This window comes from Cognatundibacterium jejuense (genome assembly GCF_014284255.1).
GTDB lineage: Bacteria > Pseudomonadota > Gammaproteobacteria > Burkholderiales > Burkholderiaceae_D > Undibacterium > Undibacterium jejuense.
Window position 1 is genome coordinate 158,090 of record NZ_JACOFV010000009.1, and the last position, 25,967, is coordinate 184,056.

At 46.1% G+C, this 25,967-nt stretch carries 19 protein-coding genes; 10 read left to right on the top strand and 9 right to left on the bottom strand.

The window, feature by feature from the left end; all coding sequences use genetic code 11:
• Entirely contained in the window at window positions 1-1,989 is a 1,989-nt protein-coding gene (locus H8K32_RS11175; RefSeq protein WP_186912579.1) for a sensor histidine kinase, read from the top strand.
• 50 nt (window positions 1,990-2,039) lie between these two features.
• Window positions 2,040-2,630: a response regulator transcription factor gene (locus H8K32_RS11180; RefSeq protein WP_186912580.1), complete on the top strand. Its 591-nt coding sequence runs from the start codon at window positions 2,040-2,042 to the stop codon at window positions 2,628-2,630.
• A 77-nt stretch (window positions 2,631-2,707) separates the two neighbouring features.
• Here the strand turns inward: H8K32_RS11180 and H8K32_RS11185 are convergent, their stop codons facing one another.
• The gene (locus tag H8K32_RS11185; RefSeq protein ID WP_186912581.1) at window positions 2,708-3,790 is read right to left on the bottom strand and encodes a calcium:cation antiporter; all 1,083 of its coding nucleotides are present in this window, start codon (window positions 3,788-3,790) and stop codon (window positions 2,708-2,710) included.
• Window positions 3,791-3,960: 170 nt separating this feature from the next.
• Complete coding sequence (locus tag H8K32_RS11190; protein WP_186912582.1) at window positions 3,961-4,539, bottom strand: GNAT family N-acetyltransferase; 579 nt, start codon at window positions 4,537-4,539, stop codon at window positions 3,961-3,963.
• 138 nt (window positions 4,540-4,677) lie between these two features.
• On the opposite strand from H8K32_RS11190, the gene H8K32_RS11195 reads away from it, so the two are divergent.
• Complete coding sequence (locus H8K32_RS11195) at window positions 4,678-5,361, top strand: MarC family protein (protein WP_186912583.1); 684 nt, start codon at window positions 4,678-4,680, stop codon at window positions 5,359-5,361.
• 15 nt (window positions 5,362-5,376) lie between these two features.
• On the opposite strand, the gene cadR is transcribed toward H8K32_RS11195, so the two are convergent.
• The gene (gene cadR / locus H8K32_RS11200) at window positions 5,377-5,805 is read right to left on the bottom strand and encodes a Cd(II)/Pb(II)-responsive transcriptional regulator (RefSeq protein WP_186912584.1); all 429 of its coding nucleotides are present in this window, start codon (window positions 5,803-5,805) and stop codon (window positions 5,377-5,379) included.
• A gap of 284 nt (window positions 5,806-6,089) precedes the next feature.
• Here cadR and H8K32_RS11205 point away from each other — a divergent pair, with 284 nt between their 5' ends.
• Window positions 6,090-8,438 (top strand): heavy metal translocating P-type ATPase, encoded by a 2,349-nt coding sequence (locus H8K32_RS11205; protein ID WP_186912585.1) that lies wholly within the window; start codon window positions 6,090-6,092, stop codon window positions 8,436-8,438.
• Here the strand turns inward: H8K32_RS11205 and H8K32_RS11210 are convergent.
• The 5 genes from H8K32_RS11210 to H8K32_RS11230 all read right to left on the bottom strand — a co-directional run bounded on the left by H8K32_RS11210 (window position 8,408) and on the right by H8K32_RS11230 (window position 16,293).
• Window positions 8,408-8,728: a hypothetical protein gene (locus H8K32_RS11210; protein WP_186912586.1), complete on the bottom strand. Its 321-nt coding sequence runs from the start codon at window positions 8,726-8,728 to the stop codon at window positions 8,408-8,410. The two genes, H8K32_RS11205 and H8K32_RS11210, sit on opposite strands and share 31 nt — an antisense overlap.
• A gap of 51 nt (window positions 8,729-8,779) precedes the next feature.
• A complete protein-coding gene (locus tag H8K32_RS11215; protein WP_186912587.1) occupies window positions 8,780-10,318 on the bottom strand; it encodes a SpoVR family protein in 1,539 nt (512 codons plus the stop codon).
• An 8-nt stretch (window positions 10,319-10,326) separates the two neighbouring features.
• Complete coding sequence (locus H8K32_RS11220) at window positions 10,327-11,598, bottom strand: YeaH/YhbH family protein (protein WP_186912588.1); 1,272 nt, start codon at window positions 11,596-11,598, stop codon at window positions 10,327-10,329.
• Between the two features lie 148 nt (window positions 11,599-11,746).
• Complete coding sequence (locus H8K32_RS11225; RefSeq protein WP_186912589.1) at window positions 11,747-13,669, bottom strand: PrkA family serine protein kinase; 1,923 nt, start codon at window positions 13,667-13,669, stop codon at window positions 11,747-11,749.
• Window positions 13,670-14,010: 341 nt separating this feature from the next.
• Complete coding sequence (locus H8K32_RS11230; RefSeq protein ID WP_186912590.1) at window positions 14,011-16,293, bottom strand: putative bifunctional diguanylate cyclase/phosphodiesterase; 2,283 nt, start codon at window positions 16,291-16,293, stop codon at window positions 14,011-14,013.
• Between the two features lie 203 nt (window positions 16,294-16,496).
• On the opposite strand from H8K32_RS11230, the gene H8K32_RS11235 reads away from it, so the two are divergent.
• Window positions 16,497-17,105, top strand: coding sequence for a TetR/AcrR family transcriptional regulator (locus tag H8K32_RS11235; RefSeq protein WP_186912591.1), 609 nt, complete (start codon window positions 16,497-16,499; stop codon window positions 17,103-17,105).
• Window positions 17,106-17,200: 95 nt separating this feature from the next.
• Window positions 17,201-18,310: an alkene reductase gene (locus H8K32_RS11240; protein WP_186912592.1), complete on the top strand. Its 1,110-nt coding sequence runs from the start codon at window positions 17,201-17,203 to the stop codon at window positions 18,308-18,310.
• 222 nt (window positions 18,311-18,532) lie between these two features.
• On the opposite strand, the gene H8K32_RS11245 is transcribed toward H8K32_RS11240, so the two are convergent.
• Window positions 18,533-18,961, bottom strand: a complete 429-nt coding sequence (locus tag H8K32_RS11245; protein WP_186912593.1) for a MerR family transcriptional regulator — start codon at window positions 18,959-18,961, stop codon at window positions 18,533-18,535.
• 79 nt (window positions 18,962-19,040) lie between these two features.
• On the opposite strand from H8K32_RS11245, the gene H8K32_RS11250 reads away from it, so the two are divergent.
• The 4 genes from H8K32_RS11250 (at window position 19,041) to H8K32_RS11265 (ending at window position 25,961) form a co-directional block, all read left to right on the top strand.
• Window positions 19,041-21,650 carry a heavy metal translocating P-type ATPase gene (locus tag H8K32_RS11250; protein ID WP_222613087.1) on the top strand — a complete coding sequence of 870 codons (2,610 nt, stop codon included), beginning with the start codon at window positions 19,041-19,043 and terminating at the stop codon, window positions 21,648-21,650.
• Between the two features lie 132 nt (window positions 21,651-21,782).
• A complete protein-coding gene (locus tag H8K32_RS11255; protein WP_186912595.1) occupies window positions 21,783-22,730 on the top strand; it encodes a metallophosphoesterase family protein in 948 nt (315 codons plus the stop codon).
• A gap of 378 nt (window positions 22,731-23,108) precedes the next feature.
• On the top strand, window positions 23,109-24,671 hold the full coding sequence (locus H8K32_RS11260) for a DUF1800 domain-containing protein (protein WP_186912596.1): 1,563 nt from the start codon (window positions 23,109-23,111) through the stop codon (window positions 24,669-24,671).
• 51 nt (window positions 24,672-24,722) lie between these two features.
• Window positions 24,723-25,961 carry a DUF1501 domain-containing protein gene (locus H8K32_RS11265; RefSeq protein WP_186912597.1) on the top strand — a complete coding sequence of 413 codons (1,239 nt, stop codon included), beginning with the start codon at window positions 24,723-24,725 and terminating at the stop codon, window positions 25,959-25,961.
• Window positions 25,962-25,967 lie beyond the last annotated feature (6 nt).

Consider the following 25,967-nt stretch of genomic DNA (forward strand, 5'->3'; position numbering starts at 1 on the left):
ATGAAAATTTTCGAAAAACCCCGAGCCTGGTCAAAAGAGAAATGGCGCTGGATCATCCCTATCCTGCTGATTTCGTTGTTTCTCGCCACATTGATCTGGTTACCGCTGCAAGCACAGCGTATGGAGGCTAATGAGCGGCAGGAGCAATTGATCGCCGATACCTTGTGGGTCGAACATGCGATTCAGTTTCAAATCGACCGTAATGACGAAATGTTGCGTCAGATCGGTTCCGATATTATGAGCATGGGCTTAAAACCCGCCGAAGTCGCCGAGCGTTTTGACCGTCTGCGTAATAGCAACCATGAGATCTCAAGCCTGGCATGGTTTAACCATGAACATGTTTTGGTTACCTCCAGTGCTGAAGAGGGTCCTTCAGGGAAACATGTACCGGATATACCCTATCAAGAATCAGGTGCACTTGAATTTGATATCAGGACTCGCTGTTTCACACCTACTCTGGACGATCAGTTACCTAAATCGGAAAAAAACTCGTATGTTATCAATTGCCAGATACCACTAATCAAAGGTACGAAACATCTAGGGCGCATCATCATCACCTATCGTGCGAGTGGCATTTTAGAAGAATTGGTTCCTTGGTGGTTTGCTCAGGACAATCAGATTTCTCTGGTCGATATTGACGACAAGGTTTATGCCACCCGCGCTTCGGCTGGTTTGGGCAAGAACGTTTATACACATAACCGGACACTGGACCTACCTGATTTACCTCTGGTATTACATACGAATAGTAATAAGAGTGAACCCAAACTACTCGCAAATTTACTCGTCTCAGTGGTGATCGTTTTGTCTCTGGGACTCATCTGGAGTCTGGCGGCACTGTGGCGGGATATTAATCGTCGGCTGGCAACCGAAGGCGCACTGCGCCAGCAGGTAATCTTCCGCACCGCGATGGAAAACTCCCTGGTTACCGGTTTGCGCGCCCGCGATATGCAGGGTCGACTAACCTATGTGAATCCGGCCTTTTGCAATATGGTGGGATTCCCGGCAGATCAAATCATCGGCAGATTGCCGCCTATGCCATATTGGGCTCCAGAGGCGTTCGCTGAATACAAACAAAGGTTTTCAGATTTATTAGCGGGTACTGTTCCAGCCAATGGATTCGAAACCATTTATCAACATGCCAATGGCACCAAAATTTCTGTATTAATTTATGAATCTGCTTTGATCGACGAGACAGGTAAACAAACTGGCTGGATGAGTTCTATACTTGATATTTCAGAGCTCAAGCGAGCGCAAGAATTAAGCCGACAGCAAGAAGAAAAATTACACGCCAGTGCCCGTCTGGCGACGATGGGCGAGATAGCCTCGATGCTGGCTCATGAACTGAATCAACCATTGGCGGCAATTTCGAGTTACACCACCGGTGCCATGAATATTGTCGAAGCGGATAATGCCGAGAAAAATTTACTGCTAGGTGCCCTCAGCAAGGTCAACGCTCAGGCGCAACGTGCAGGACAAATCATTCGCAGCGTCCATGAATTCGTCAAAAAACGCGAAGCCACGCGAGAACAAGTCGATATTTGTGAACTCATTCAAAACACATTGCCATTAATAGAATTACAAGGACAAGCCTCGCATATCCACATTCAATGGCTGCCTACCAAAAATCTGCCTCCAGTATTAGCAGACCACGTGCTGATTGAGCAGGTACTGTTAAATCTGACACGTAATGCTATTGAAGCGATGCAAGATACCCCGACGGGGCACCGCAATTTGCGGATACAAGCCAGTATGGATGTTGATAATGACCACGTCGTGGTTGAAGTAAGCGATCGTGGAACAGGTATACCAGCAGCGATTGCAGAGCAATTATTTTCACCCTTCTTTTCAACCAAAGCATCCGGTATGGGAATGGGACTTAATATTTGCCGAACTGCAATAGAATTTCATGGCGGTAAACTGACTCACAGCGATAACCCGGCTGGTGGTACTATCTTCCGCTTTGTTCTTCCTGCATTTTATGGAAATTAAAATGAAGTTACTGCAGAGCAAACAGTGAATTTATACGGCCAGGAGACACTATGCTACACATTATTGACGATGAAGATGTCATTCGCGATTCATTATCGTGGTTGGCACGTTCACGCCAAATTGCCGCGATGACCTATAGCAGCGGTGAACAATTTCTGACCGCGCTCGATCAGCCGCTACGCTTTGATTCTGCGGGTGACTGTATTTTGCTTGACGTTCGTATGCCGCAGTTAAGCGGAATCAGCTTATTTGATTTGCTCTCCGAAAAAAAATTGACCAAGCGGCTGCCTGTGATTTTTCTAACCGGGCATGGTGATGTCCCGATGGCGGTAGATAGCTTAAAACGTGGGGCGTTTGATTTTTTTGAAAAACCGTTCAACGACAATAAACTCATGGATCGCGTTCAGGAAGCGCTCGCCTTATCACGCGAAGCTGGACTTGCCGCTGCGGTTCACGACCGACTAGAGAGCCTGTCGGCACGTGAAAAAGAAGTCTTAGATTTGATACTGCAAGGAAAGATGAATAAGGTCATTGCTGATCATCTGGGCATCAGCATGCGCACAGTAGAAGTCCACAGGGCGCATATTTTCGACAAAATGCAAGTCAAAACAGCGGTTGAGTTGGCTGGTATTCTGAAATAATCACTTCCACTGATCATAAAAATAGAAATGCGGCAGAGCCAAAGCTTGCCGCATTCTTAAAAACTATGAAACCAGGCTTATGGAATGATCGTCGTGAACAAATAAACCGCGAAAATCACCAGATGTATCGTCCCTTGCATAATAGTAGTCCGACCAGTTCCCAAAGAGATGGTCGTAATCATTAATGACAACAACAGCAAAACCGTTGATTTTGCATCGATACCCAGACTCAACTGCCAGCCAGTAACTAAAGATATCACTGCCACCGCAGGAATCGTTAAACCAATGCTTGCCAATGCTGAGCCCAAAGCCAGATTAATACTCGTTTGCAGACGATTGGCACGCGCGGCGCTCACTGCAGCAATGCCTTCTGGCAATAAAACGATCATCGCGATAATGATCCCGACTAAAGCCTTAGGTGCACCAACTGCGGCTACCGCGAATTCCAGATTGGGTGCCAATGCCTTGGCTAACAAAACCACCGCCACCAGACAAACGATCAGCAAGCCCGCGCTACTCCATGCAACTTTATTCGATGGTTTAGGAGCATGGACTTCTTCATCACTAGCAGCCACTTCCGGTAAAAAGTAATCTCGGTGCCGTACAGTTTGCACCAGCACAAAGGTACCGTACAAAACCAGTGACACCACCGCGATGAAAGCCAACTGACTTGCGCTGTAATAAGGTCCGATGACTGTATCTGTGAAATTCGGCAACACCAAAGTCAGAACCGCCAGTGCTGCCAAAGTCGCCAGCGAAGTGCTCGCGCCTTGCAATCCAAAACTTTGCTCGCCATGGCGTATTCCACCAAACAACAGGCACAAGCCGATGATGCCGGTCAGGATGACCATGATCGCCGCAAACACCGTATCGCGCGCCAATCCGGCAGTCGTCTCGCCGCCGGAGAGCATTAGTGAAACAATTAAAGCGACCTCAATCAAGGTCACTGCTAGCGCCAGCAATAAGGTGCCGAATGGTTCACCAATTTTGTGAGCGACCACTTCAGCATGATAAACAGCAGTAAGCACGCCACCAAATAATGCGACAGTTAATACGATCGCATATAAGCTCCCAAGGTGGAGCAATGCGCCACCAAGCGAGATCCAGGCAAAGACAGGAATAAAAATCGACCAGCGGGGTAAAACAGGTTTAATAATCATGTTCACTTTCTTTTAAAGGACTTACCCAAAACTACCCCAACAGAATTAGGGCAATGAGTCTTACGAATAACAATGCAGGGACAATTTTGCGTAAATCCACTATTCAATATTTTAAACACAGCAGGTTTCATTCTAGACAAGCAATTTTAGCTGGGTTCATGCACATCAGACTATTCCAATTGCGTATTGTTCAATAAATCATGGTCGTCCGTTGCCAATCGCGCATATAGATGCAAATTTATATAAGTATCCTGCTTCAATTCTGCCCCACGAAGTACGCCTTCTCTTTGAAAACCTACTCGTTGAAGTAATTGCTGACTCACAATATTTCCATCCTGTACTCGGGCTTGCAAACGATGTATTTTCAGATCTGAGAAGCAAAACAGTATTAAGGTTTGCAAACACTCACGCATGAAGCCCTGGTGCCAATATTGAGGCAATAACCAAAACCCCAGTTCCGCTGAATGATGTTGCTGTTCCCAATCATGAATGCCGCATGCGCCGATCAATTTTGATGGAGCATCTGACAGGCAAATTCCCCACCACATGCCAATACCATGATCAACGATGAATTCAAACCAATCCATCAAGGATTTGGCCTCGCCTGAAGTTTGATAACTGCTACCATAAAACTGAACCACGTTGGGATCTGACATTCCCTTAAAAATGAAGGCTTGATCAGTTGCTGAGATGCGGCGCAAATGAAGGCGTGGCGTGCTAAGTTCCGGAAACAGCTTAAGTTTATGCATAAAGAGATCAAAAAATTAAATCAAATAATTGCATCATTTAAATCCAGTCTGGCGTTGCAGAAAATTTGCGCCAAGTTTCGCGCCAATGTGGCGGAAGGGACTTTATAATCATGTGCTAAGTTTTTATTGGAGTTTTACATGAGTGTTGCGATAAACGCATTTTTAAAGGCCTTGATTGTCGTGCCCGTCACGGTTTTACCTATTTTAAATCCTATCGCGATTGCTCCTATCTTTTTATCGATGACCGGACCAATTGATCCAGCACTTTCGAATCGACTCGCTAAACGGATTGCGGTGAATTGTTTCTTTTTACTTTTGGGCGCGGTTTTTATCGGCTCTTATGTACTCGATTTTTTTGGTATTTCGATTCCGATTGTTCGCGTTGCCGGTGGTATCGTGGTCGGCATGGCTGGCTGGAAGTTACTCAATGACCAAAGCCAGGATAAATTACTCAATTCTGTTGCAGCCACCCATGGTGGACACTGGAGCAGAGATGAACTGCGTCGCCGCAGTTTTTATCCATTTAGTTTTCCGCTCACAGTCGGACCAGGAACAATTGCCGCTTCAGTGACACTTGGTACGCAAATGCCGCACCAGCCAGTCGATTTTCTGGTAATTAGTATTGCCTCAGCGATCGGTGTGCTATTGACCAGCATTGTCGTGTACTTGTGCTATCGCTTTGCTCGTAATTTGGAAAAGCTTCTGGGTGAAGTGGGGGCAACGGTTTTAATGCGCTTATCAGCATTTATCTTGCTGTGTATCGGTATTGCAATCGGCTGGGCAGGCATATCTGATTTATTCTCTGAGTTAATAGCGCAATAAAATCTGATAATTTCATTATCCGTCGCTATGGCAAGCACACGCTTCGCCATGCGCGGCGGAAACCAATTCAGTCAAAATCCCACATTCTTTGCCATGATGCCTGTTGTCACACTGGGCGCGTAATTGGCTCAATTGTTTCTCTAAAGCCTTCATACTTTTTAATCGTGCTTTGACACGGGCAATTTGTTGGTCGATCAAAGAATTAATATCACCACAATCCTCTGCCGGACGTTCAATGAACGACACTAGACGCCGGATATCAGCAAGAGGAATATCCAGTGCACGGCAATGACGAATAAAAGATAAGCGCTCCAGATGCTCGACAGTGTAGCTGCGGTACCCGTTATCCTCGCGCGCTGGCGCGGGCAAGAGCTCTTGCTTTTCGTAATATCGTATGGTCTCTAAATCAACGCCAGTGGCATTGGCTAATTCGCTGATGCGCATGCTTTACTCCAATCACAGTACTTAAAAAAGTGCCGCCTCTTAGGGTGGATGCAACCCGCGCAGTAATTGAGTTTGCACGGTTTTGGAGGATTGCACCCGCTCTTACACTATTGCAAATAACAACGAACACTCCTCTCCCCCGAAAGCGGTAGAAGGGTTCATCAGGCCAGCACAAGTACAAGAATATTATTTTTACATCATTTAAGGAATTTTTAAATTTCTACTTGACCCTGTAGTCACTCCAGAGTCTACACTAGTTTTAAATTCTCAGATTTGGAACTACCATGACACAGAAAACTGCTTGCTGCGGCCACGATCACGCCCTTCCTACCCATCCACTGGAGCAGCAAGATCACCATGACCATGCAGAACATGCAGGACATGATCACGCACACCCCCTTGAACACAAACATGCCCACAAACGTGGTCACGCTTGCAGTCACGATCATGACCACAGTACCGCTGTAGCTTCTGAAAAAGCGGTAGTTCCTGCTGATGCAAAGCGTCTGCGCATGCATATCGCGGATATGGATTGTCCAACAGAAGAAGCATTAATCCGCCGCTCGCTGACTGGTATGCCACATGTTCTGGGATTGGATTTTGATTTATTAAACCGTATTCTTACGGTGCATCATTACCAGCAAGATGTGGCTGAAATTCATACCAAATTAAAAGACCTTGGAATGTCTGGTACAGAATTAGCGGCAGGAGAAAGCGCCAGCGCACCTGCTGCGCCAGCCAGGAGTCGTTACTGGAAATTGGCAATTGGTGGGAGCGCAGCAGCGGCAGCAGAAATCACAGCCTGGTTCACAGGTAGCGACACCTCTATTACTGTCGCCTTGCTGGCACTCAGTGCAATCCTTGCGTGTGGCATTCCCACGCTCAAAAAGGGTTGGATTGCCCTGCGTCACTTTACATTAAACATTCATTTGCTGATGACCGCTGCGGTAATTGGCGCAATAGCGATCGGCCAATGGCCGGAAGCGGCCATGGTGATCTGCCTGTTTGCTATTGCAGAAATGATAGAAGCAGCCAGCCTGCTGCGCGCACGTGATGCCATCAGCGGTTTGCTGGCTCAAGCACCGGAAACTGCCTTAGTGCAACAAATTGACGCTAGCTGGAAGCCTGTCGCAACCACAGAGATAGCAGTCGGCAATTTAGTGCAATGCCGCCCTGGCGATCGTATTGCTTTAGATGGCACCATAGAAAACGGACAATCGAATGTTGATCAAGCGGCCATTACCGGTGAAAGTATTCCGGTAGAAAAGCGCATCGGTGATATTGTCTATGCAGGTACCTTAAACCAGACGGGCGCAATCCAGATTCGCGTTTCTGCGGCGGCCAATTCAACGATGTTGGCACGCATTGCGCAATCGGTGCAAGAAGCACAAAGCCAGCGTGCGCCCATGCAAGGTTTTGTCGATAAATTTGCGGCGATCTATACACCAGCGGTATTTACTTTTGCTTTATTGATGGCAATCGTTCCACCTTTAGCACTGAATCAGGGCTGGCATGAAAGCCTTTACCGTGCGTTGGTATTGCTGGTCATTGCCTGCCCATGCGCCCTGGTGATTTCAACCCCGGTGACAATTGTCAGCGGCTTAGCACTTGCGGCACGGCGCGGCATTGTGGTCAAAGGTGGTTTATTCCTGGAGCACGGTCGCAAGTTAAAAACCTTGGCATTTGATAAAACAGGCACACTCACCGAAGGCAAACCACGTCTAACCCGTGCGATGAGCCTCAGCAACGCAACTGATGCAGAAATCCTGAAACTAGCAGCTAGCCTTGATGCGCATTCCAGTCACCCGCTCGCGCATGCTTTAGTAGAAGCATGTACGGAAAAACTGGAACAAGCAGATAACGTCAGTTTGCTGGAAATTGGCCGGGGCCGTGGTATTACCGGGCGCATTCACAATGTGCAATACCAGCTCGGCAATCGCGCACTGCTCGATGAGTTAAACATTGCATTCAGCGATGAAAAACGACAGCAACTGGATCAGCAAGTGCAAGAACTGGAAAAAACTGGCAACACCGTCATTTTTTTATGCGCCAATCATATGGTCCTCGGCTTACTGGCGATTGCAGATCAAGTCAGAGCAAGCAGTAAACAAGCGATTGCCGAGTTACATGCGCTGGGTGTGGCAACCCTGATGCTCACTGGCGATAACGACCATACAGCACAAGCAATCGCTGCACAGACTGGCATCACCGATGTGCGTAGCCAATTGCTGCCGCAAGACAAGCTAGAGGCCATTAAGCAATTAGCAGATCAAGGTGTGACTGGTATGACTGGCGACGGCATTAATGACGCCCCAGCACTGGCAAGGGCTCATATAGGTTTTGCGATGGCGGCAGGCAGCGACACCGCATTGGAAACGGCTGACGTTGCTTTAATGCAAAACGATTTACGTAAATTGCCGGAATTTATTCGTATTTCAAACAAAACCAGTGCGGTTTTATGGCAAAACATTATCTTCGCACTGGCTGTAAAATTTGTATTTTTTGCGCTGGCACTGAGCGGCCATGCGAGTTTGTGGATGGCAGTTTTCGCCGACACCGGCACCAGCTTGCTGGTGGTGCTCAATGGTGTACGGCTACTGACTTATTCAGATTCGCTGGATTCAGCGCGCTGAGGGGATTCGTTAATCATTAACGCGTGTTCGACCTGGCTAGACTCATCACCCATGCGGCTTTGCCAGGCGCGCAAAAAGTAACCAATCTCCTGAGAAGTTGGCGTGGTATGCCAGATCACCATCAAAGTTCCTTTGTGATCATGCAATTTCGCCAGCTTTTCTATGCACGTGGTGTTGTGATCCAAGTCAGCTAATCCAGCGGCATATCCATACACGCGGCTCAGACGCTCAAGGCGATCTGGTTCCGTTTCGCTATTCGTTGCAGAAATCTTCGGGTAATCCAAAAACATAATGCTATCTCCGTCGTGTTGGTGTGCGCTTTATTCTATCCGAAGCAACTGCTAACGGCTACGTTTTTCCCATTTGCATTCTTGGCGCGCCAACACTTTATTTTGTTGATCGACCGTTTCCAGATAAATATCAAAACCCCACAGGCGAGCGACATGTTTGAGCATTTCACCCGTTTGTGCGTTAAGTGGACGGCGTAAATATTGCATGTGACGCAAAGTTAGTGCTCGGTCGCCTTGCATATCCACAGACCAAACCTGAATATTTGGCTCACGATTACCTAGGTTATACTGGCCAGCTAACTGCTGCCGGATATAGCGATAACCATTTTCATCATGAATCGCCGAAATTTCCAACTTATCTTTGCTATCGTCATCCAGAATCGCAAAAAAGTGAAAATCACGAATCAGCTTCGGTGACAAATACTGCGCAATAAAGCTCTCATCCTTAAAGTTACGCATTGCAAACTGCAAGGTCTGTTTCCAGTCACTACCGGCAAAATCAGGAAACCATTCGCGATCTTCAGCAGTAGGATTTTCACAAATTCGCCGGATATCACGCATCATGGCAAAACCCAGCGCATACGGATTGATGCCATTAAAATAGCGGCTTCCGACAGGTGGCTGGTACACCACATTGGTATGGCTTTGCAAAAACTCCATCATAAAACCATCACCCACCACACCTTCATCGTACAACTGATGCAAGATCGTGTAGTGCCAGAACGTTGCCCAGCCCTCGTTCATGACCTGAGTTTGTCTTTGCGGATAAAAGTACTGAGAGATTTTACGGATAATGCGCACAATTTCTCTTTGCCATGGTTCCAGTAATGGCGAATATTTTTCAATGAAATACAGTAGGTTTTCTTGCGGTTCGGACGGAAAACGTCGCTCTTGAAAACTTTCCTGCACTTCGGCCCGACGTGGCAGAGTGCGCCATAAATCATTGACCTGCGACTGAATATAATTTTCTCGTTCTGTCTGGCGTTCACGCTCTTCCAGTAAAGAGATGCGAGCTGGCCGTTTATATCGGTCGACCCCATAATTTTGTAACGCATGGCAGGAATCAATAATCAATTCGACCGCTTCTGCGCCATACCTTTGTTCGCATTGTGCAATGTAGTTTTTTGCAAACACCATGTAATCGATAATGGCATCGGCGTCTGTCCATGTACGGAACAGATAATTGCCCTTAAAAAAAGAATTGTGACCATACGCCGCGTGAGCGATCACCAGCGCCTGCATCGTCAGGCTATTCTCTTCCATCAAATAAGAAATACAGGGATTGGAATTAATCACGATCTCGTAGGCAAGACCCATTTGCCCACGCTTATAGCTTTTTTCTGTCGATAAAAAATGTTTACCGAATGACCAATGGTTATACGACACCGGCATGCCCACTGATGCATAGGCATCCATCATTTGCTCAGCCGTGATTACTTCAAGCTGATTTGGATAGGTATCGAGACCAAAATTTTCTGCCACCCGCTTGATCTCTTCATGTGCTTTTTCAATTAACTCAAACGTCCATTCAGATTGTTCGGGCAAGGCATTCGGGTGTTTTACTTTGATTGAGCCATGTTCTGTGTCCATGATGAACCTCAATTTGGCTGTTTTTTAAAGAGCTCTCGGAATACAGGATAAATATCAGCCGGAGACTCTATTTTCTGCATCGCAAAATGTGCATGTCGTGTAGCCACCTGCTCATATTCCAGCCACAAGTTTTGTGGTTCCCCTTCAGTGATCTCGACATAGGCATAATATTGCACCAGCGGCATGACCGTATTGATCAACAACTCACGACAAGTCTGCGAATCGTTATCCCAGTTATCACCGTCAGAGGCTTGTGCAACATACACATTCCAATCACTGGCAGCGTAGCGCTCCTGAATGATTTTCGTCAGCATATTCAGTGCGGATGAAACGATAGTCCCACCCGACTCACGCGAATGGAAAAACGCATCCTCATCCACCTCTTGTGCTGTGGTGTGATGACGAATAAAAACAACTTCAATTTTTTCGTAAGCACGGGTCAAAAACAAATACAGCAGAATGAAAAACCGTTTTGCCGTATCTTTTTTTTGCTCATCCATAGAACCGGAGACGTCCAACAAACAAAACATCACACACTGGCTCGCAGGCTTCGGTACCTTAATCCGATTGCTATAGCGTAAATCAAACGGATCAAGAAATGGAATCGCCAGCAAGCGTGTACGCAGGTGATGAATCTCTTGTTTCAGTTTCATCACACGTTCATCGGTCATAGGCACGTGTTCGTCCAAGAGTTTGGACATTTCTGCTTCGGCTTCTTTTAAGCGGCGTGAAGATTTTCCACCAACCGCAATCCGACGCCCCATCGCTCCGCGCAACGAACGCAACACATGCATGCTTGATGCCGTGCCTGAAGTTTTATATCCGGCACGTTGGCTTTTGAAATCGGTAGTAGAGGTCAACTGCGTCTTGACCATATTCGGCAATTCCAGATCTTCGAAGAAATAATTCATAAATTCTTCGCGACTCAACTGAAATACAAAATCGTCTTCAGCAGGGTCTTCGCTATTGCCGCCCTGACCTTTACCACTGCCACCACCGCCACCTTTGGGACGAGCGATCTGATCGCCTTTTTGATACTCTTCATTGCCTGGCTGCACACCTTCCCACACACCTCCATGCGAATGACCAAAATTAGGTTCGTTAACATCCTTCACTGGAATCGAAATGCTTTCTCCGCTTTCTATATCAGTGATCGAACGTCCCTTCACTGCGCGAGCAACAGCTTCTTTAATCTGCCCTTTATAGCGACGTAAAAAACGTTCGCGATTCGGAGCAGATTTATTTTTACCTTGTACACGTCGGTCAATCAGATGAACCAAAATGCTCTCCCGTTTGCCCTTAACATGCGTCAAAAAATGATCTCATCGAACCTAAGAGCCATCGGCGGATGCAGAGATCAGCTGCAGGCAGCTTCTGCATCCTTTTTCATACCTTATCGATAGCTATGTCCTTATTTTGTTGACCGATTTAAGATGATTTTCTGACGCGCAAATACCATTCACACAGCAACCGCACTTGTTTTGCGGTATAGCCTTTGCTCACCATGCGATCAACAAATTCCTGATGTTTATTCGCATCGTCAGCGCTGGCTTTGGCATTAAATGAGATGACCGGCAGTAATTCCTCCGTATTCGAGAACATTTTTTTCTCGATCACAGTACGCAACTTTTCGTAGCTGGTCCAGGTTGGATTTTTACCTGCATTTTGCGCCCTGGCACGCAGCACAAAATTGACGATCTCATTACGGAAATCTTTAGGATTTGATATACCCGCCGGTTTCTCAATTTTTTCCAGTTCATTATTGAGCGCATCGCGGTCAAAACTTTCACCGGTGTCTGGATCACGGAATTCCTGATCTTGTATCCAGAAATCAGCAAAGGTCACATAGCGATCAAAAATATTTTGTCCGTATTCCGAATAACTTTCCAGATACGCAGTCTGAATTTCTTTACCGATAAATTCAGCATAACGCTGCGCCAGATATTCTTTGATATACGAGACGTATTTTTGTTCAATCTCGGGCGCAAACTGTTCACGTTCAATTTGCTGCTCAAGCACGTACAACAAGTGAACCGGATTGGCTGCCACTTCGGTATTATCGAAGTTAAATACCTTGGACAAAATCTTGAACGCAAAGCGAGTAGAGAGCCCATTCATGCCCTCATCGACACCTGCATAGTCAGCATACTCCTGATGCGACTTGGCTTTAGGGTCGGTGTCTTTCAGATTATCACCATCATAGACCAGCATTTTGCTGAAAATACTGGAATTCTCAGGCTCTTTCAGACGTGACAACACCGCAAACTGTGCCATCATTTTGAGGGTACCTGGCGCACAAGGTGCGGCGCTCAATGACGATGTACGCACCAGTTTTTCGTAGATTTTTATTTCATCACTGATACGCAGGCAGTAAGGTACTTTGACGATGTAAATACGATCTAAGAACGCTTCGTTATTTTTATTGTTTTTAAAGGTTTTCCACTCTGATTCATTCGAGTGAGCCAGAATCACACCTTCAAATGGGATCGCACCGAAGCCTTCTGTGCCTTTAAAATTGCCTTCCTGCGTCGCCGTCAGCAAAGGATGCAGGACTTTGATCGGCGCTTTAAACATCTCGACAAATTCCATCAAGCCTTGATTGGCAAGGCACAGGCCACCGGAATAACTATACGCATCAGGATCATCCTGCGCATATTCCTCCAGCTTACGGATATCGACCTTACCCACCAACGATGAAATGTCTTGATTGTTTTCATCACCAGGCTCAGTTTTTGACACGGCAATTTGTTTGAGCACCGATGGATAACGACGTACCACGCGGAACTGATTTATATCGCCGTTAAATTCATGCAAACGCTTGACTGCCCAAGGGCTGGGAATACCCTTCAGATACCGGCGCGGTATACCGAAATCTTCCTCCAGCAAAGCGCCATCTTCCTCTTCGCTAAACAAACCCAGTGGTGACTCGTTGACGGGTGATCCCTTGATGCAATAAAACGGGATTTTTTCCATCAATACTTTGAGCTTCTCAGCTATCGATGATTTACCACCACCGACTGGACCTAGCAGGTAAATAATTTGCTTGCGCTCTTCCAATCCCTGCGCAGCGTGACGGAAATACGACACGACTTGTTCTATGACTTCTTCCATGCCATAAAACTCGCGAAACGCCGGGTAAATTTTGATGATTTTGTTGGAGAAAATACGTGACAGCCGAGGATCATGCCGGGTATCGACCAATTCCGGATCGCCGATAGCGGCTAACAAGCGTTCAGAAGCACTGGCGTAGGCAAGCTTGTCTTTCTTACAGAGCTCAAGATACTCCTGCATCGAGTATTCTTCTTCACGAGTCCGTTCGTACCGTGCTGCGTAGTTGTCAAAGATATTCATCCCGACCTCCCTGGTTAAGCAATCACATGCAAATACCGAATAGCACTGGCGAAACATATGGACTTATTTGGGTATGCCTGCCAGCACACTACGAGCTTAGTGTAGATGAATTTAGAAAATTATGTTGGTTAAAATGATTCATTTCACAAAATCACAAAAAATCGCGATAATAGAATGATGTGCTGTGTAATATTCTGTGTAATTTTCCGCGCGATTTGCCACCTGAATATCTCAAAATAACAACCACAACAAAAGATTTCACATGCGTGACCTATTTTACTTTGTGATACTTAAATTCATAAAAAACATCGCTTAAACATCACGTAATCAAGAAACCTTCATCAATTGATCCCCACCAGGTAACTGCTACGTAACAGCGTATTCATACTATTTACATCCAGCGGCCGATAATAGTAATAGCCTTGGAATAATTCACACCCAACTTCTTTCAGAAACGCAACCTGCGCCTCGTTTTCCACACCCTCAGCAACTGTTGTACAGGCAAGTATTTTTGCCAGCGAAACGATCGCTTTAATGATCATTTCGCTCTTACGGTTATAGCCAATTTGTGACACAAAAGAGCGGTCAATTTTGACTGTATGTGCAGGAAAATGGCTGAGCTTTGATAAAGACGAATAACCGGTACCAAAATCATCGATAGCAATACGATAGCCTCGATTTTTCAATGCATGCAAGTGCTTGATCGACAGCGTTTCATTTGCGCTTAAGCCAGTTTCCGTGATTTCGAATTCTAAAAATTGGGGTTCAATGCGATAGCGTTGACAGGATTCGGCGATTAAATCTAAAAAATCATCCTGGTTAATGTCGCTCGCTGACAAATTCAAAGCGACCACTGGACTATCACCAAACTCGTCCAGCCATGCTCTGACCTGAGCACAGGCGTGATCGATCACAAAGTGACTGATTTGCTGTATCAAACCTGAACGCTCTGAGATTGGTATAAATTCTACTGGTAGCACCTTACCAAGAGTTTGCGATTTCCACCGCAATAAGGCCTCAACGCCAGCAATTTTGCCGTCACTGGCGACCTTGGGTTGATAAAGCAAATAAAACTCGCCATTCGCCAATCCATTCACGACACCGACCTCAATTTCTACGTTTCTGATGATCTGTAACGCGTCATCTTCATCAAACAAGGTAATGCTTTGATCATTGGATCTGCGCGCCGTATCCAAAGCGACTTCACTACGTCGGATAATTTCATCAGGATCGGTGTCCTCAGGGCGAAAAATTGCTATGCCAGCTGAAAATTGCACCAGCAATTTGTCATCATTGAGTTTTAATTCTTTAGGTAAAGCTTTTCTAACATGATCGACAAATTGAATGACGTCTTGCGGCGTACGTAAATGATCAACTACAAATGTGAAAACAATACTGCGTAATCGTGCACAGAAACAATTTTTCGGCAAAACCTGGGTCAACTCATCGGCAAAACGCCGCAATAAAATATCTCCGGTTTGCGCACCAAATTGCTGATTTGCATGACGGATACTATTGAGTCTGAAAGAGACCACTGCAGTTACATTAACCTGACTGGTATCAGGATTGGCGAGCAATGCTTCAAGGTATTGGCATAGCATGACGCGATTTGGTAAGTCGGTCAGAGGATCATGTTTACTCAGATATTCTTCACGTTCCTGACTTAATTGCAATGCATTATGCATGTTATGTAAGTTGGAAACATCTCGTAATGCAACGATATAGTGGTCTGAGGATGTCTGCGAAATATTATCCAGCGCCACCATTTTTCCATCCTGAGTGCGGTAGGCGGAGAGCCGTAAATTAGCCGGATCGTCATGCTCCGGAGACCGGATACGCACGCTATCATCCAAAGAAAACCAGCTAAACAAGGATAACTCGTCATTATTCTGGGGATCTCGCCCCAATAATTCATTGGCCTGATGATTTGCCTGCAAAATCTGGCCGTAAGCATCAGTCAACACCAGCGCGGTTCCGGCGTTTTCAAATATTTCCTGATACTGTGCATAGCTGACATTCAGCGCATTACTCGCGTCCCTGAATCGCGTTAAAGAGGTATCAAAAGCGTACAAAATCCTGAAAACAGCGAGTGGAATACAGAAATTCAAGAACAAAAATAGCAAGGAATGCACGTATTTGATTGCATGTGGCAAGTCTAGCTTCAGATCAATTAAATACGGGAAACTCATACCCGACAATAAAAAAAGAAACGGAATGCTGTTGATGGACATCAAGATTAATGCCAGCCTGGTGGAAAAGAAAACTCGCGCAATAACCGGTGTGATGTACACAAAGACCAAGCCCAACTTCGCAATCTCCGGATCACGCGTTGCCAAAGCAATTGCGATACCGGTCCCATACACATTCGCTATCAATAAGCCCGCTGCCAAACGCAATGAGCGCGTCGAGCAAAACAGCGTAATGGTTTTTAAGGTGTAAAAGAATGCGACCAGCCACAGCACCCGAAAACTACCGTGATCAACAGCGTTTAATGAGCTATGCACTGCAATCAAGCCCTCAAGAATAAAACTCGAGGCCAAAATAATGCGCAAAGTACTGATTTTCCAGGCAGCATGTTCGGCGGGCGTGAGAGCACTCTCATTCAGGAAAAGCCAGCGAAACATAGATTCGGTTTATAGAAAGTAAGTTGACGACAGTAAAAGAAAATTAATCTGCGTAGACCTGATCAATTATCATATTCAATATTTATTAGATATCGATTGTTACATTTTTTTCCATATAAAGCAGCATATACTACATCTCTGTTACATACCGAACACAGATTTACTCTTGACTATAGACGACTGGTCTACTACAATCATAAGCTATGAACCTTGTCTCTCAACGCCCAACCCACCAAGATACCCGTGAGCGCATACTTGCGACCGGGGAAGAATTGATTTCGGGTCGAGGATTTACTGCGCTTGGTTTAAGCGAAATATTGTCTGCTGCGGCCGTACCTAAAGGCTCGTTTTACCACTACTTTCAATCCAAAGAGGGTTTTGGCGTTGCCATGCTGGAACGTTATTTTTCAGATTACCAGCAACGATTAACGCTATTGTTCAACGATGAAAGCATGAACGCCTTGCAGCGTATTATGACCTATTTCAATAACTGGCAAGCGATGGCAGAAACCAGCGAGTGTCACAAGTTGTGTCTGGCGGTGAAGTTAGCGGCAGAAGTAGCGGATTTGTCTGAACCTATGCGAGCTGCATTGTCAGTTGGCATGAGTGGTATTACAGAACAAATCGCACAAGCGATACGTAACGCACAAATTGAAGGCAGCATATCAAATAAGCTCAATGCACTTGAGATTGCAGAATCTCTGTACGGCATGTGGGTAGGCGCATCACTGATCACGAAAGTGAACCGTCAGTTACGTCCATTGCAATTGGCTTTTAAACAAACAGAATTATTGCTTCACCCATCACATTAGTTGGGTAGTTTTAAATATCAGTACTACAGGACATGGGCTTCGCCCATTTTTTTGAAATCAAAACTAGACGACCGGTCTAATTTAAAGGATAAAATATGTACAATAAATTGCTTTCACCAATTCAAGCAGGTAGTGTGCACTTGAATAATCGCGTTGTCATGGCTCCATTGACGCGTTCCCGCGCCGGTCAGCCGGGCGACGTGCCAAGAGCCCTGAATGTTGAATATTATGCACAGCGTTCGAGTGCGGGTCTGATCGTCACTGAAGCGAGTCAGATTTCACGTCAGGGTCAAGGTTATGCGTGGACACCGGGCATCTACACTGATGCCCAGCAAGCAGGTTGGAAAACCGTCGTTGATGCCGTACACGCCAAAGGTGGAAAAATCGCTTTGCAGCTGTGGCATGTTGGACGTATTTCACATAACTTGCTGCAAGAAAACGATGTGGCGCCGGTATCGGCTTCTGCCATTACCGCTGCAAATAGCCAATGCTTTGTCATCCAAAAAGATGGCACGCCAGCGAATATACAAACAGCCGAGCCGCGTGCTTTAACATCGGAAGAAATTCCTGGCATCGTTGAACAATATCGTCAGGCAACAGTGCGAGCCAAAAATGCTGGCTTCGACTTGGTAGAAGTTCACGCTGCCAACGGATATCTGCTGCAACAATTCATGTCAACCAATAGCAACTTCCGCAGCGATTCCTATGGTGGCACATTGGAAAACCGTGCGCGTCTGACATTGGAGGCGGTGGATGCAGCAATTGCCGTAATCGGCGCTGATCGTGTCGGCGTCAGGCTGTCACCGAATTTTATTGCCCATGGCATTAATGATACTGAAGCAGAACCAATGGCGCTGTATCTGGCAAAAGAATTCACTCAGCGTGGGATTGCTTATCTTCATATTGCTGAACCAGATTGGGCTGGCGGGGCTGAACTGACCGCCAGTTTCCGCAAGGAATTGCGCGCCGCTTTCCCGGGCACGCTGATTTGCTGCGGTGGTTACACTGCAGCAGAAGCCGATGCCTTAATCACCAGTGGTCTGGCTGATGCGGTTGCATTTGGTCGTCCGTATATCGCCAATCCTGATCTGGTTGAACGTTTCGCAGCAGGCGCAGAGTTGAATACACCTGACCGCGCAACTTTCTATGGTGGCGAGGAGAAAGGCTATACCGACTATCCAAGCATGGAACAAGTCGCCGCATAATTTGCAGTACGCTTGATATAGCAATAAGAAAGCATCTTGCCGAAGTGAAGGCTAAGATGCTTTTTTAATTTGCTTAGTAGCTTAAAAGAACAAACTATGCCAGCTTAAAAATTTAACTTAAGTATTTAATTTTAAGAATCTGTTTTAAAAATTTTCGCTTTCAAAAAAGTATCCGGATAGTATCCGCAGTGAACGGTCATCCTGGCTCAATGAGAGCTTTTTCTACTTGTGGGACGGCGAGTTCAGGGCGTGAATAATAGGACACTGCAACTCAGTTGAACAGGCACTACATTGCTCAATTAATTGCGATAAGGTGGCTTCCATTTTCAATAAGTCGCTGAGCTTCGCTCGCACCTGCGCCAACCTTTCACTGGCGATATGTCGAATTGCACCACGATCCTGACTATCTTCCAGTTGCAATAAATGGGCAATTTCATCCAGCGAAAATCCCAATTCTTGTGCCCGCTTGATAAATTTAATGCGATCAACCATGCCCGATGAATAGGTACGAAAGCCGCTACTGACTTCGGGCGTCGGCAACAACGCACGCTTTTGGTAATAACGTATTGTTTCCACCCCGACATCCGCTGCTTTGGCGAGCTGTCCTATCGTGTATTGATGTTGCTCAATATGTTGTCCGGTATTCTGCATAAATTCCTTGACTCCGTTCTTAGGTACGGAGTCTATGATATGTCTAAAATCATCTGTCGTGCTAAGAAGGAGTATCACTGTGAATAAAGAAAACACTGAGCATCAACACCATGCAAATTGCTGCGGCAACAACAATTCCGCCACTGGAATGCCGATAGAAGAAAAAAAATATCAGGATCCGGTTTGTGGAATGCAAGTAAGCAAAAGTGCTGAGAAAACCGCGCGTTTTCAAGGCATCGCATATTATTTCTGCAGTGCATCCTGCGTCCAGAAATTTAATGTCGCACCTGAAAATTATGTCAAAGCCAAGCGCGTGATTGGCTTGGGAAAAATACCAGCTACAACCACATCACCTATAGCTGCTGACCGCATGCAACAGGACCCGAAAGGTGCTCATAAAGATCCAGTTTGCGGCATGAGCGTGAATGAACATAGCCAGCATCAGACCACACATAATGGAACGCGCTATTACTTTTGTTGTGCGTCTTGCTTAAAAAAATTCGACAGCGATCCGGCAGCCTGGCTCAATCCGTCACAACGTCCCGCACCTAAAGCGGTTACGAAAGACACGATTTTTATGTGCCCGATGGATCCGGAAATAGAGCAAGTCGGCCCTGGAATTTGTCCTATTTGCGGCATGGCTTTGGAGCCCAAAGAGGCAACAGCAGAAGAGGATAATAGCGAGCTGGATGATATGCGTCGTCGCTTCAAACTGAGCTTGTTATTTAGCATTCCCTTACTGATGATCAGCATGGGTGATATGTTGCCAGGCATTTCCATCCATAACTTCTTAGGAATGCCATTGTTTAATTGGCTGCAATGTGCGCTGGCAACACCGGTCGTGTTGTGGTTGGGTCTGCCGTTTTTTGAACGTGCGCTTGCTTCATTTAAAAGTGGCCATCTGAATATGTTCAGTCTGATCGGTGTTGGTACCGGCAGTGCGTATGTTTTCAGTGTTTTTGCATTGTTGCTACCCGATGGTTTGCCACCAGCTTTTAAAATGCATGGCATGGCACCATTATATTTTGAGGCATCTGCGGTCATTATCAGCTTAGTTTTGCTAGGGCAAGTATTGGAATTGCGCGCGCGCTCACAAACCAATCTGGCTTTGAAAGCTTTACTCGGTTTAACGCCGACAACAGCAATCCGGATTAATAAAGATGGTACAGAAAAAGAAATTGCCGTAGCGGATATCGTTTTGGGAGATATATTGCGCATTAAGCCTGGTGCGCATATCCCGGTCGATGGTCACGTCCATGAAGGGCATTCGTATGTCGACGAAGCTATGCTCACTGGTGAACCTGTTGCGGTCGAAAAAAATAAATATGATGCGCTACATGCCGGAAGTATTAATCAACAGGGCAGCCTGAGTATGCTCGCCGAGAAAATTGGCAAAGATACCCTGCTGGCACACATCATTGCGATGGTGAATCAGGCTAGTCGTTCGCGTGCTCCTATACAAAAACTAGCTGATCGGGTCGCCGCATGGTTTGTACCTGCCGTGATCGCAGTCGCCCTTATTGCATTCGGCATATGGGCATGGATTGGTCCAACGCCTGCGCTGGCCAATGGTTTGATGGCAGCGGTATCGGTATTGATCATTGCCTGTCCTTGCGCACTTGGTTTGGCAACGCCGATGTCAATCACGGCTGGAATGGGGCGCGGCGCGACTGAAGGAGTGCTGATTAAAGATGCAGAAGCGCTGGAATTATTAGAAAAAATTGACACTCTGGTACTCGATAAAACCGGTACCCTGACGGAAGGTAAGCCTTCAGTACAACAGTGCGTCGTGACCAAGGGTGAAGATGAACTCAAGCTCATGTCCGTTGCGCTGGCAATAGAACAACGCAGCGAGCATCCACTGGCAGCATCTATCGTTAATTACATTCAGAATCACTACGATCTGAAACAACAAGCTTCCGTGTTAATCAGTGATTTCAAAGCCATCAGCGGCAAAGGTGTGCAAGCCACCGTAACTGGCGAAACTATACTGCTCGGTAATCCGGCACTCATCGTTGAAGCAGGAATAGACTTTTCCAGCCTCCAAAGCCAGATTACCGCGCTACAAGCCAATGGTCAAACTGTGATGTTAATGGCGAATAAGCAACGTGTACTGGCATTGTTTGCCGTCTCAGACAAAATCAAGGAAAGTAGCTTAGCGGCAGTACAGCAATTGCAGCAACAAGGCATACGCTTGATTTTACTCACAGGTGACAACATGCCAGCCGCGCAAGTAATAGCGCAGCAACTGCATATCGGCGAAGTACACGCTGACGTATTACCTGCGGATAAATTTCAGTTTATACAAAAATTGCAGGAACAAGGGCGTCTGGTAGCGATGGCGGGCGATGGCATCAACGATGCCCCTGCTCTGGCACAAGCTAATGTGGGGATTGCGATGGGGACAGGTACAGATATTGCGATGCATAGTGCGCATGTGGTATTGGTCAAAGGTGATTTGCGCGGCATCGCCAAAGCGCGTGCATTAAGCGTTGCGACCATGAAAAATATCCGGCAAAACTTATTTTTTGCATTTGCCTATAATTTTATCGGAGTGCCGATCGCCGCCGGAATACTTTATCCTTGGTTCGGAATTTTGCTTAGTCCTATGATTGCCAGTGCTGCCATGAGTCTGAGTTCCGTGTCGGTGATCAGCAATGCACTACGCTTACGGGCGGCGAAAATTTAGGTAGCAAAACGTGCATTAACGAAACGATTTTGCGGCAGCGCACAAATCACGCGGAAGCTGTAAAATATGCGACCGCCTGCAATGACTATTTGTTTGTCACTGGCTTGTTTTGCTACTATTAATAAGAATATTATGCGCATTCACCTCACTTTACTACTTACTTCCGCCGCTTTGACACTTGTGCCTTTGAGTCAGGCTGCCGATAGCAATGCAGTGAATAGTTCTGCGGCAAAAAACAGTGCGAAAAAATCGGCGCAAAAAAGTCAGACCTATACCGTCTACGCCGCAGGAGATATTGCTGATTGCAAAAAAAAGCCGGCACCACAAAGTATGGCGGCGCGTACCGCCGACATCATCGTCAATGCTTTAGATGCAGACAAAAACGCCTTTGCCATTACGCTGGGTGACAATACCTATCCGGTCGGCAAACCAGAAGAGTTCAGCAATTGCTATGATCCTACGTGGGGCCGTTTTAAAGAACGTACCTTGCCATCGCCCGGAAATCATGACTATGCGATGCCAAAAGCCTTAGGTTATTACAATTATTTTGGCGATATCGCCGGACCAGAGCGCCGCGGCTACTACGCAAAAAATCTTGGAAATTGGCATATTCTTTCGCTCAACAGCAACGTCAATGCACAGGAGATGCAAAAGCAACTAGCGTGGTTGCAAACTGAATTAAGCAATAGTAAGCAAGCTTGTACGCTCGCTTTCTGGCACCATCCAGCCTACAGTTCTGGCGGGCATGGCAATAACGAAAATATGAAAGCTGCCTGGAAAATATTGGCGCAAGCGAAAGCAGATATTGTTCTGAGTGGCCACGATCACGACTATGAACGTTTTGCACCAATGAATGAAAACGGTGATAAAGACGAAAAAAATGGTATCCGCAATTTTGTCGTCGGCACCGGTGGGGCAAAATTGACGCCAATGTTCTTACCTAAGAGCACCACTGAAATTCGTGATAATTCAAGCAATGGCGTACTCAAACTCACTTTGCACGATAAGTCATATGAATGGGAATTTATCCCCGTTGCCGGTGAGAGTTTTAACGATAAGGGACAAGGCAGCTGTCATTGATTTAGTTTGCATAAAAAGTCATGTTTCGAAAGTAAAAAAATCCCTCCGACTTTCATCGTTCCTGACGATTCGGTGAAAGTCAAAAATAACATCACAAAACACCAAACAATGTAAGACAGATGTGAAACTTCTTTTGTATTCACACTGCTATCTCACGCACGTCAAATCTCCCCGCTCAAGCCAGCAAACATTTGCTAATGTAAGGCTACGTTGCAATTTACTTTTACTTAACGTTACTTGTGATCACCTCGGAAACTAGTCTATATTTAACCAATACGCCCTGCTATTTATTAAGTTGTCGCCGCCGCGCTTCTCAGCAATCTAAATCAATAGTATCCAAAACAAAATTGCGGTATTTCATCACGAGGCTTGTTAAGAATGAACACGATACAAAAACTCATTCCATCGCTGATGTTAACTCTGCTACTTGGTTCAGTACAGGCGGCGGATGTCAGCACTCCACAAGAAGCTGCTCACGTGCTCAACCGACTTGGTTATGGACCACGTCCAGGGGATATAGAAAGAGTCAGCCAATCAGGTGTAGATCGCTATATCGAACAGCAACTCAATCCCCAATCTCTGATAATTCCGGATACGCTGCAACAAAAGCTCACAACTTTGCACGTAGCAGATCTGAGCGCCGGTGATGCACTTAATCGCTACCATAAAATTTTAAAAAACACACAGGATGAGAGCGAAGATGCGAAAAAAAATCGTCGCGAAATGATAGGCCTTATTTTTCAAGAAACTGCCGAAAAGCGTGTTTGGCGAGCCATTGAAAGCCCGCGTCAGCTGGAAGAAGTTATGGTCGAATTTTGGTTCAACCACTTTAACGTTTTTAACGGCAAAGGCTTAGATCGCGCACTGATTGCGAGCTACGAAAGGGACGCGATCCGACCTTTTGTCTTTGGTAATTTTCGCGATTTACTTGGCGCCACTGCAAAGCATCCGGCAATGTTGTTTTATCTGGATAACTGGCTTTCGACTTCAGCTGATTTTCGACCAAGAACACGACGCGGCAAACCCGAACAGCAAGCAAAAGCGAATGGTTTAAATGAAAATTATGCACGCGAACTCATGGAGTTACACACACTGGGAGTAGACGGCGGTTATAGTCAGCATGATGTTACTGAACTGGCGCGTATTTTAACCGGTTGGACATTTGACCCAAGGATTGCTGGTGACGGTCATGCCAATTTTATATTCGATCCTGAGCGTCACGACAATGGTATCAAACAATGGCTAGGCAAAACAGTCAGTCCTAACGGCAAATCAGAAGGTGAATTCGCACTCGACATTCTGGCATTGCATCCGGCGACCGCACACCATATAAGCTACCAACTAGCGCAATTTTTTGTACAAGACCAACCGCCTGAAGCTTTAGTCAAAAAACTAAGTCAACGTTTTCTGGAAACTCGTGGTGATATTCGTCTCGTTCTGAAAACCTTATTTAGTAGTCCGGAATTTCGTGATCCAAAAAACTTTGGCGTCAAATATAAAACACCTTATCAGTTCGTAATTTCGGCAATACGAGCGAGTGATTTAGAGGTGAAAAACGTCAGGCCATTATTAGGAAGTATGTCACAGCTAGGCATGCCTTTATATGGCAGTCAAACTCCTGATGGCTATAAAAATACCGAGCAAGCGTGGCTCAATCCCGATGCGTTAAGCCGTCGCATTAATTTTTCTACCGCACTGGCGACAGGACATCTTCCTTTGAATCAGAGTGTTGATGCAGGTGACAAAATGGGCGCCAGACAAATTGTTAAACAAGCGGATAACAATGACCGTCATGTGGTGATGGATACTTTGAATGTCAATCAATTACTAGGTACTCTTGGGCCACTCATTTCTGAAAATACCCGCACTTTAATTAATGGCAGCCCTGAAAGCTTGCGTGCCTCATTAATATTGGGCAGCCCGGATTTTATGCAACATTAAACGTGATCGGGTTTTGTATTTTTAAGATGTTTTTCTGTTTGAGAGTTTGCCATGAAAAGAAGAAATTTTTTACATTCCCTTAGTCTTGGTTCTGGACTCCTATTGCCATTTGGAAGAAATATCTGGGCAGCGACGACTGCTGGTAATAATGAAAGCCAAAAGAAGCTGGTCGTCATTATGCTACGAGGTGCAATCGATGGTCTTAATGTTGTTGCTCCGTTTGGGGATCCAAACTATGCAAGTCTCAGACCAACGATCGCGCTAGGACGCCCCGGACAAGAAAATGGCGCACTCAATCTTGATGGATATTTTGGCCTGCATCCAGCACTTGCCGATCTCCAAGGCTTATGGCAAGAAAAAAAACTCGCGTTTATCCATGCCTGCGGATCACCGGATACAACTCGCTCACACTTTGATGCGCAGGACTACATGGAATCTGCCACACCGGGGAAAAAAGGCACTAGCGATGGTTGGATGAATCGCGTGCTAGCAGGATTACCAGGTACATCGACACCGACTCGCGGAGTCAGTATTGGCGCCGTGATGCCCCGTATTCTATCGGGTAATGCGGTCGCCACCAACATCGCAAGCGGGGCGGCAGGCACTAAAGCTAACGTCCTCGATAAGCCTCAAGTAGGGAACGCATTTGAGAAACTTTATCAAGGCAATCCCAAATACGCGAAAGCCTATGAAGATGCACGCGAAGCACATCAAGAAATGATGGGGGCGTCGATGGAGAATGAACAACAAGCGGCTAATGGGGGCGCACCATTACCAGCAGGCTTTCCCGATGACACAAATCGCGTTGCAAGTTTGATGCGCAATGATCCTAAAATTCAGATGGTATTTATGGCACTTGGTGGCTGGGACACGCACGCGAATCAAGGCTCGGCCAAAGGTCAGCTTGCAAATCGTCTGGCACCACTGGGACAAGGATTGGCGAATCTGGTCAAACGTCTCGATACCCTATTTGACGATACAACAATCGTCGTCATGTCAGAATTTGGTCGCACCGCAAAACAGAACGGCAATGGTGGCACCGACCACGGTCACGGCAACGTGATGTGGGTGCTTGGTGGCAAAGTCGCTGGCGGTAAAGTTTATGGCGATTGGCGCGGACTTGGTACAAATCAATTATACGAAGGTAGAGACGTTGCAGTAACGACGGACTTTCGTACCGTTCTCGCGCAAGTTTGTGAAAAGCATTTACATTTATCTGATCAGCGTTTGCAAATCGCTTTCCCTGATATGCCAAAAACGCAAAACAACATCAATTTGTTTATTACCTGAGAATTG

Bases quoted from the DNA above. Each gene is read 5' to 3' on its own strand.
- H8K32_RS11240 (WP_186912592.1), top strand. From the start codon at position 17,201: ATGTACAATAAATTGCTTTCACCAATTCAAGCAGGTAGTGTGCACTTG.
- H8K32_RS11235 (WP_186912591.1), top strand. From the start codon at position 16,497: ATGAACCTTGTCTCTCAACGCCCAACCCACCAAGATACCCGTGAGCGC.
- H8K32_RS11205 (WP_186912585.1), top strand. From the start codon at position 6,090: ATGACACAGAAAACTGCTTGCTGCGGCCACGATCACGCCCTTCCTACC.
- H8K32_RS11265 (WP_186912597.1), top strand. From the start codon at position 24,723: ATGAAAAGAAGAAATTTTTTACATTCCCTTAGTCTTGGTTCTGGACTC.
- H8K32_RS11260 (WP_186912596.1), top strand. From the start codon at position 23,109: ATGAACACGATACAAAAACTCATTCCATCGCTGATGTTAACTCTGCTA.
- H8K32_RS11230 (WP_186912590.1), bottom strand. From the start codon at position 16,293: ATGTTTCGCTGGCTTTTCCTGAATGAGAGTGCTCTCACGCCCGCCGAA.
- H8K32_RS11225 (WP_186912589.1), bottom strand. From the start codon at position 13,669: ATGAATATCTTTGACAACTACGCAGCACGGTACGAACGGACTCGTGAA.
- H8K32_RS11190 (WP_186912582.1), bottom strand. From the start codon at position 4,539: ATGCATAAACTTAAGCTGTTTCCGGAACTTAGCACGCCACGCCTTCAT.
- H8K32_RS11255 (WP_186912595.1), top strand. From the start codon at position 21,783: ATGCGCATTCACCTCACTTTACTACTTACTTCCGCCGCTTTGACACTT.
- H8K32_RS11175 (WP_186912579.1), top strand. From the start codon at position 1: ATGAAAATTTTCGAAAAACCCCGAGCCTGGTCAAAAGAGAAATGGCGC.
- H8K32_RS11195 (WP_186912583.1), top strand. From the start codon at position 4,678: ATGAGTGTTGCGATAAACGCATTTTTAAAGGCCTTGATTGTCGTGCCC.
- H8K32_RS11210 (WP_186912586.1), bottom strand. From the start codon at position 8,728: ATGTTTTTGGATTACCCGAAGATTTCTGCAACGAATAGCGAAACGGAA.
- H8K32_RS11215 (WP_186912587.1), bottom strand. From the start codon at position 10,318: ATGGACACAGAACATGGCTCAATCAAAGTAAAACACCCGAATGCCTTG.
- cadR (WP_186912584.1), bottom strand. From the start codon at position 5,805: ATGCGCATCAGCGAATTAGCCAATGCCACTGGCGTTGATTTAGAGACC.
- H8K32_RS11185 (WP_186912581.1), bottom strand. From the start codon at position 3,790: ATGATTATTAAACCTGTTTTACCCCGCTGGTCGATTTTTATTCCTGTC.
- H8K32_RS11180 (WP_186912580.1), top strand. From the start codon at position 2,040: ATGCTACACATTATTGACGATGAAGATGTCATTCGCGATTCATTATCG.
- H8K32_RS11245 (WP_186912593.1), bottom strand. From the start codon at position 18,961: ATGCAGAATACCGGACAACATATTGAGCAACATCAATACACGATAGGA.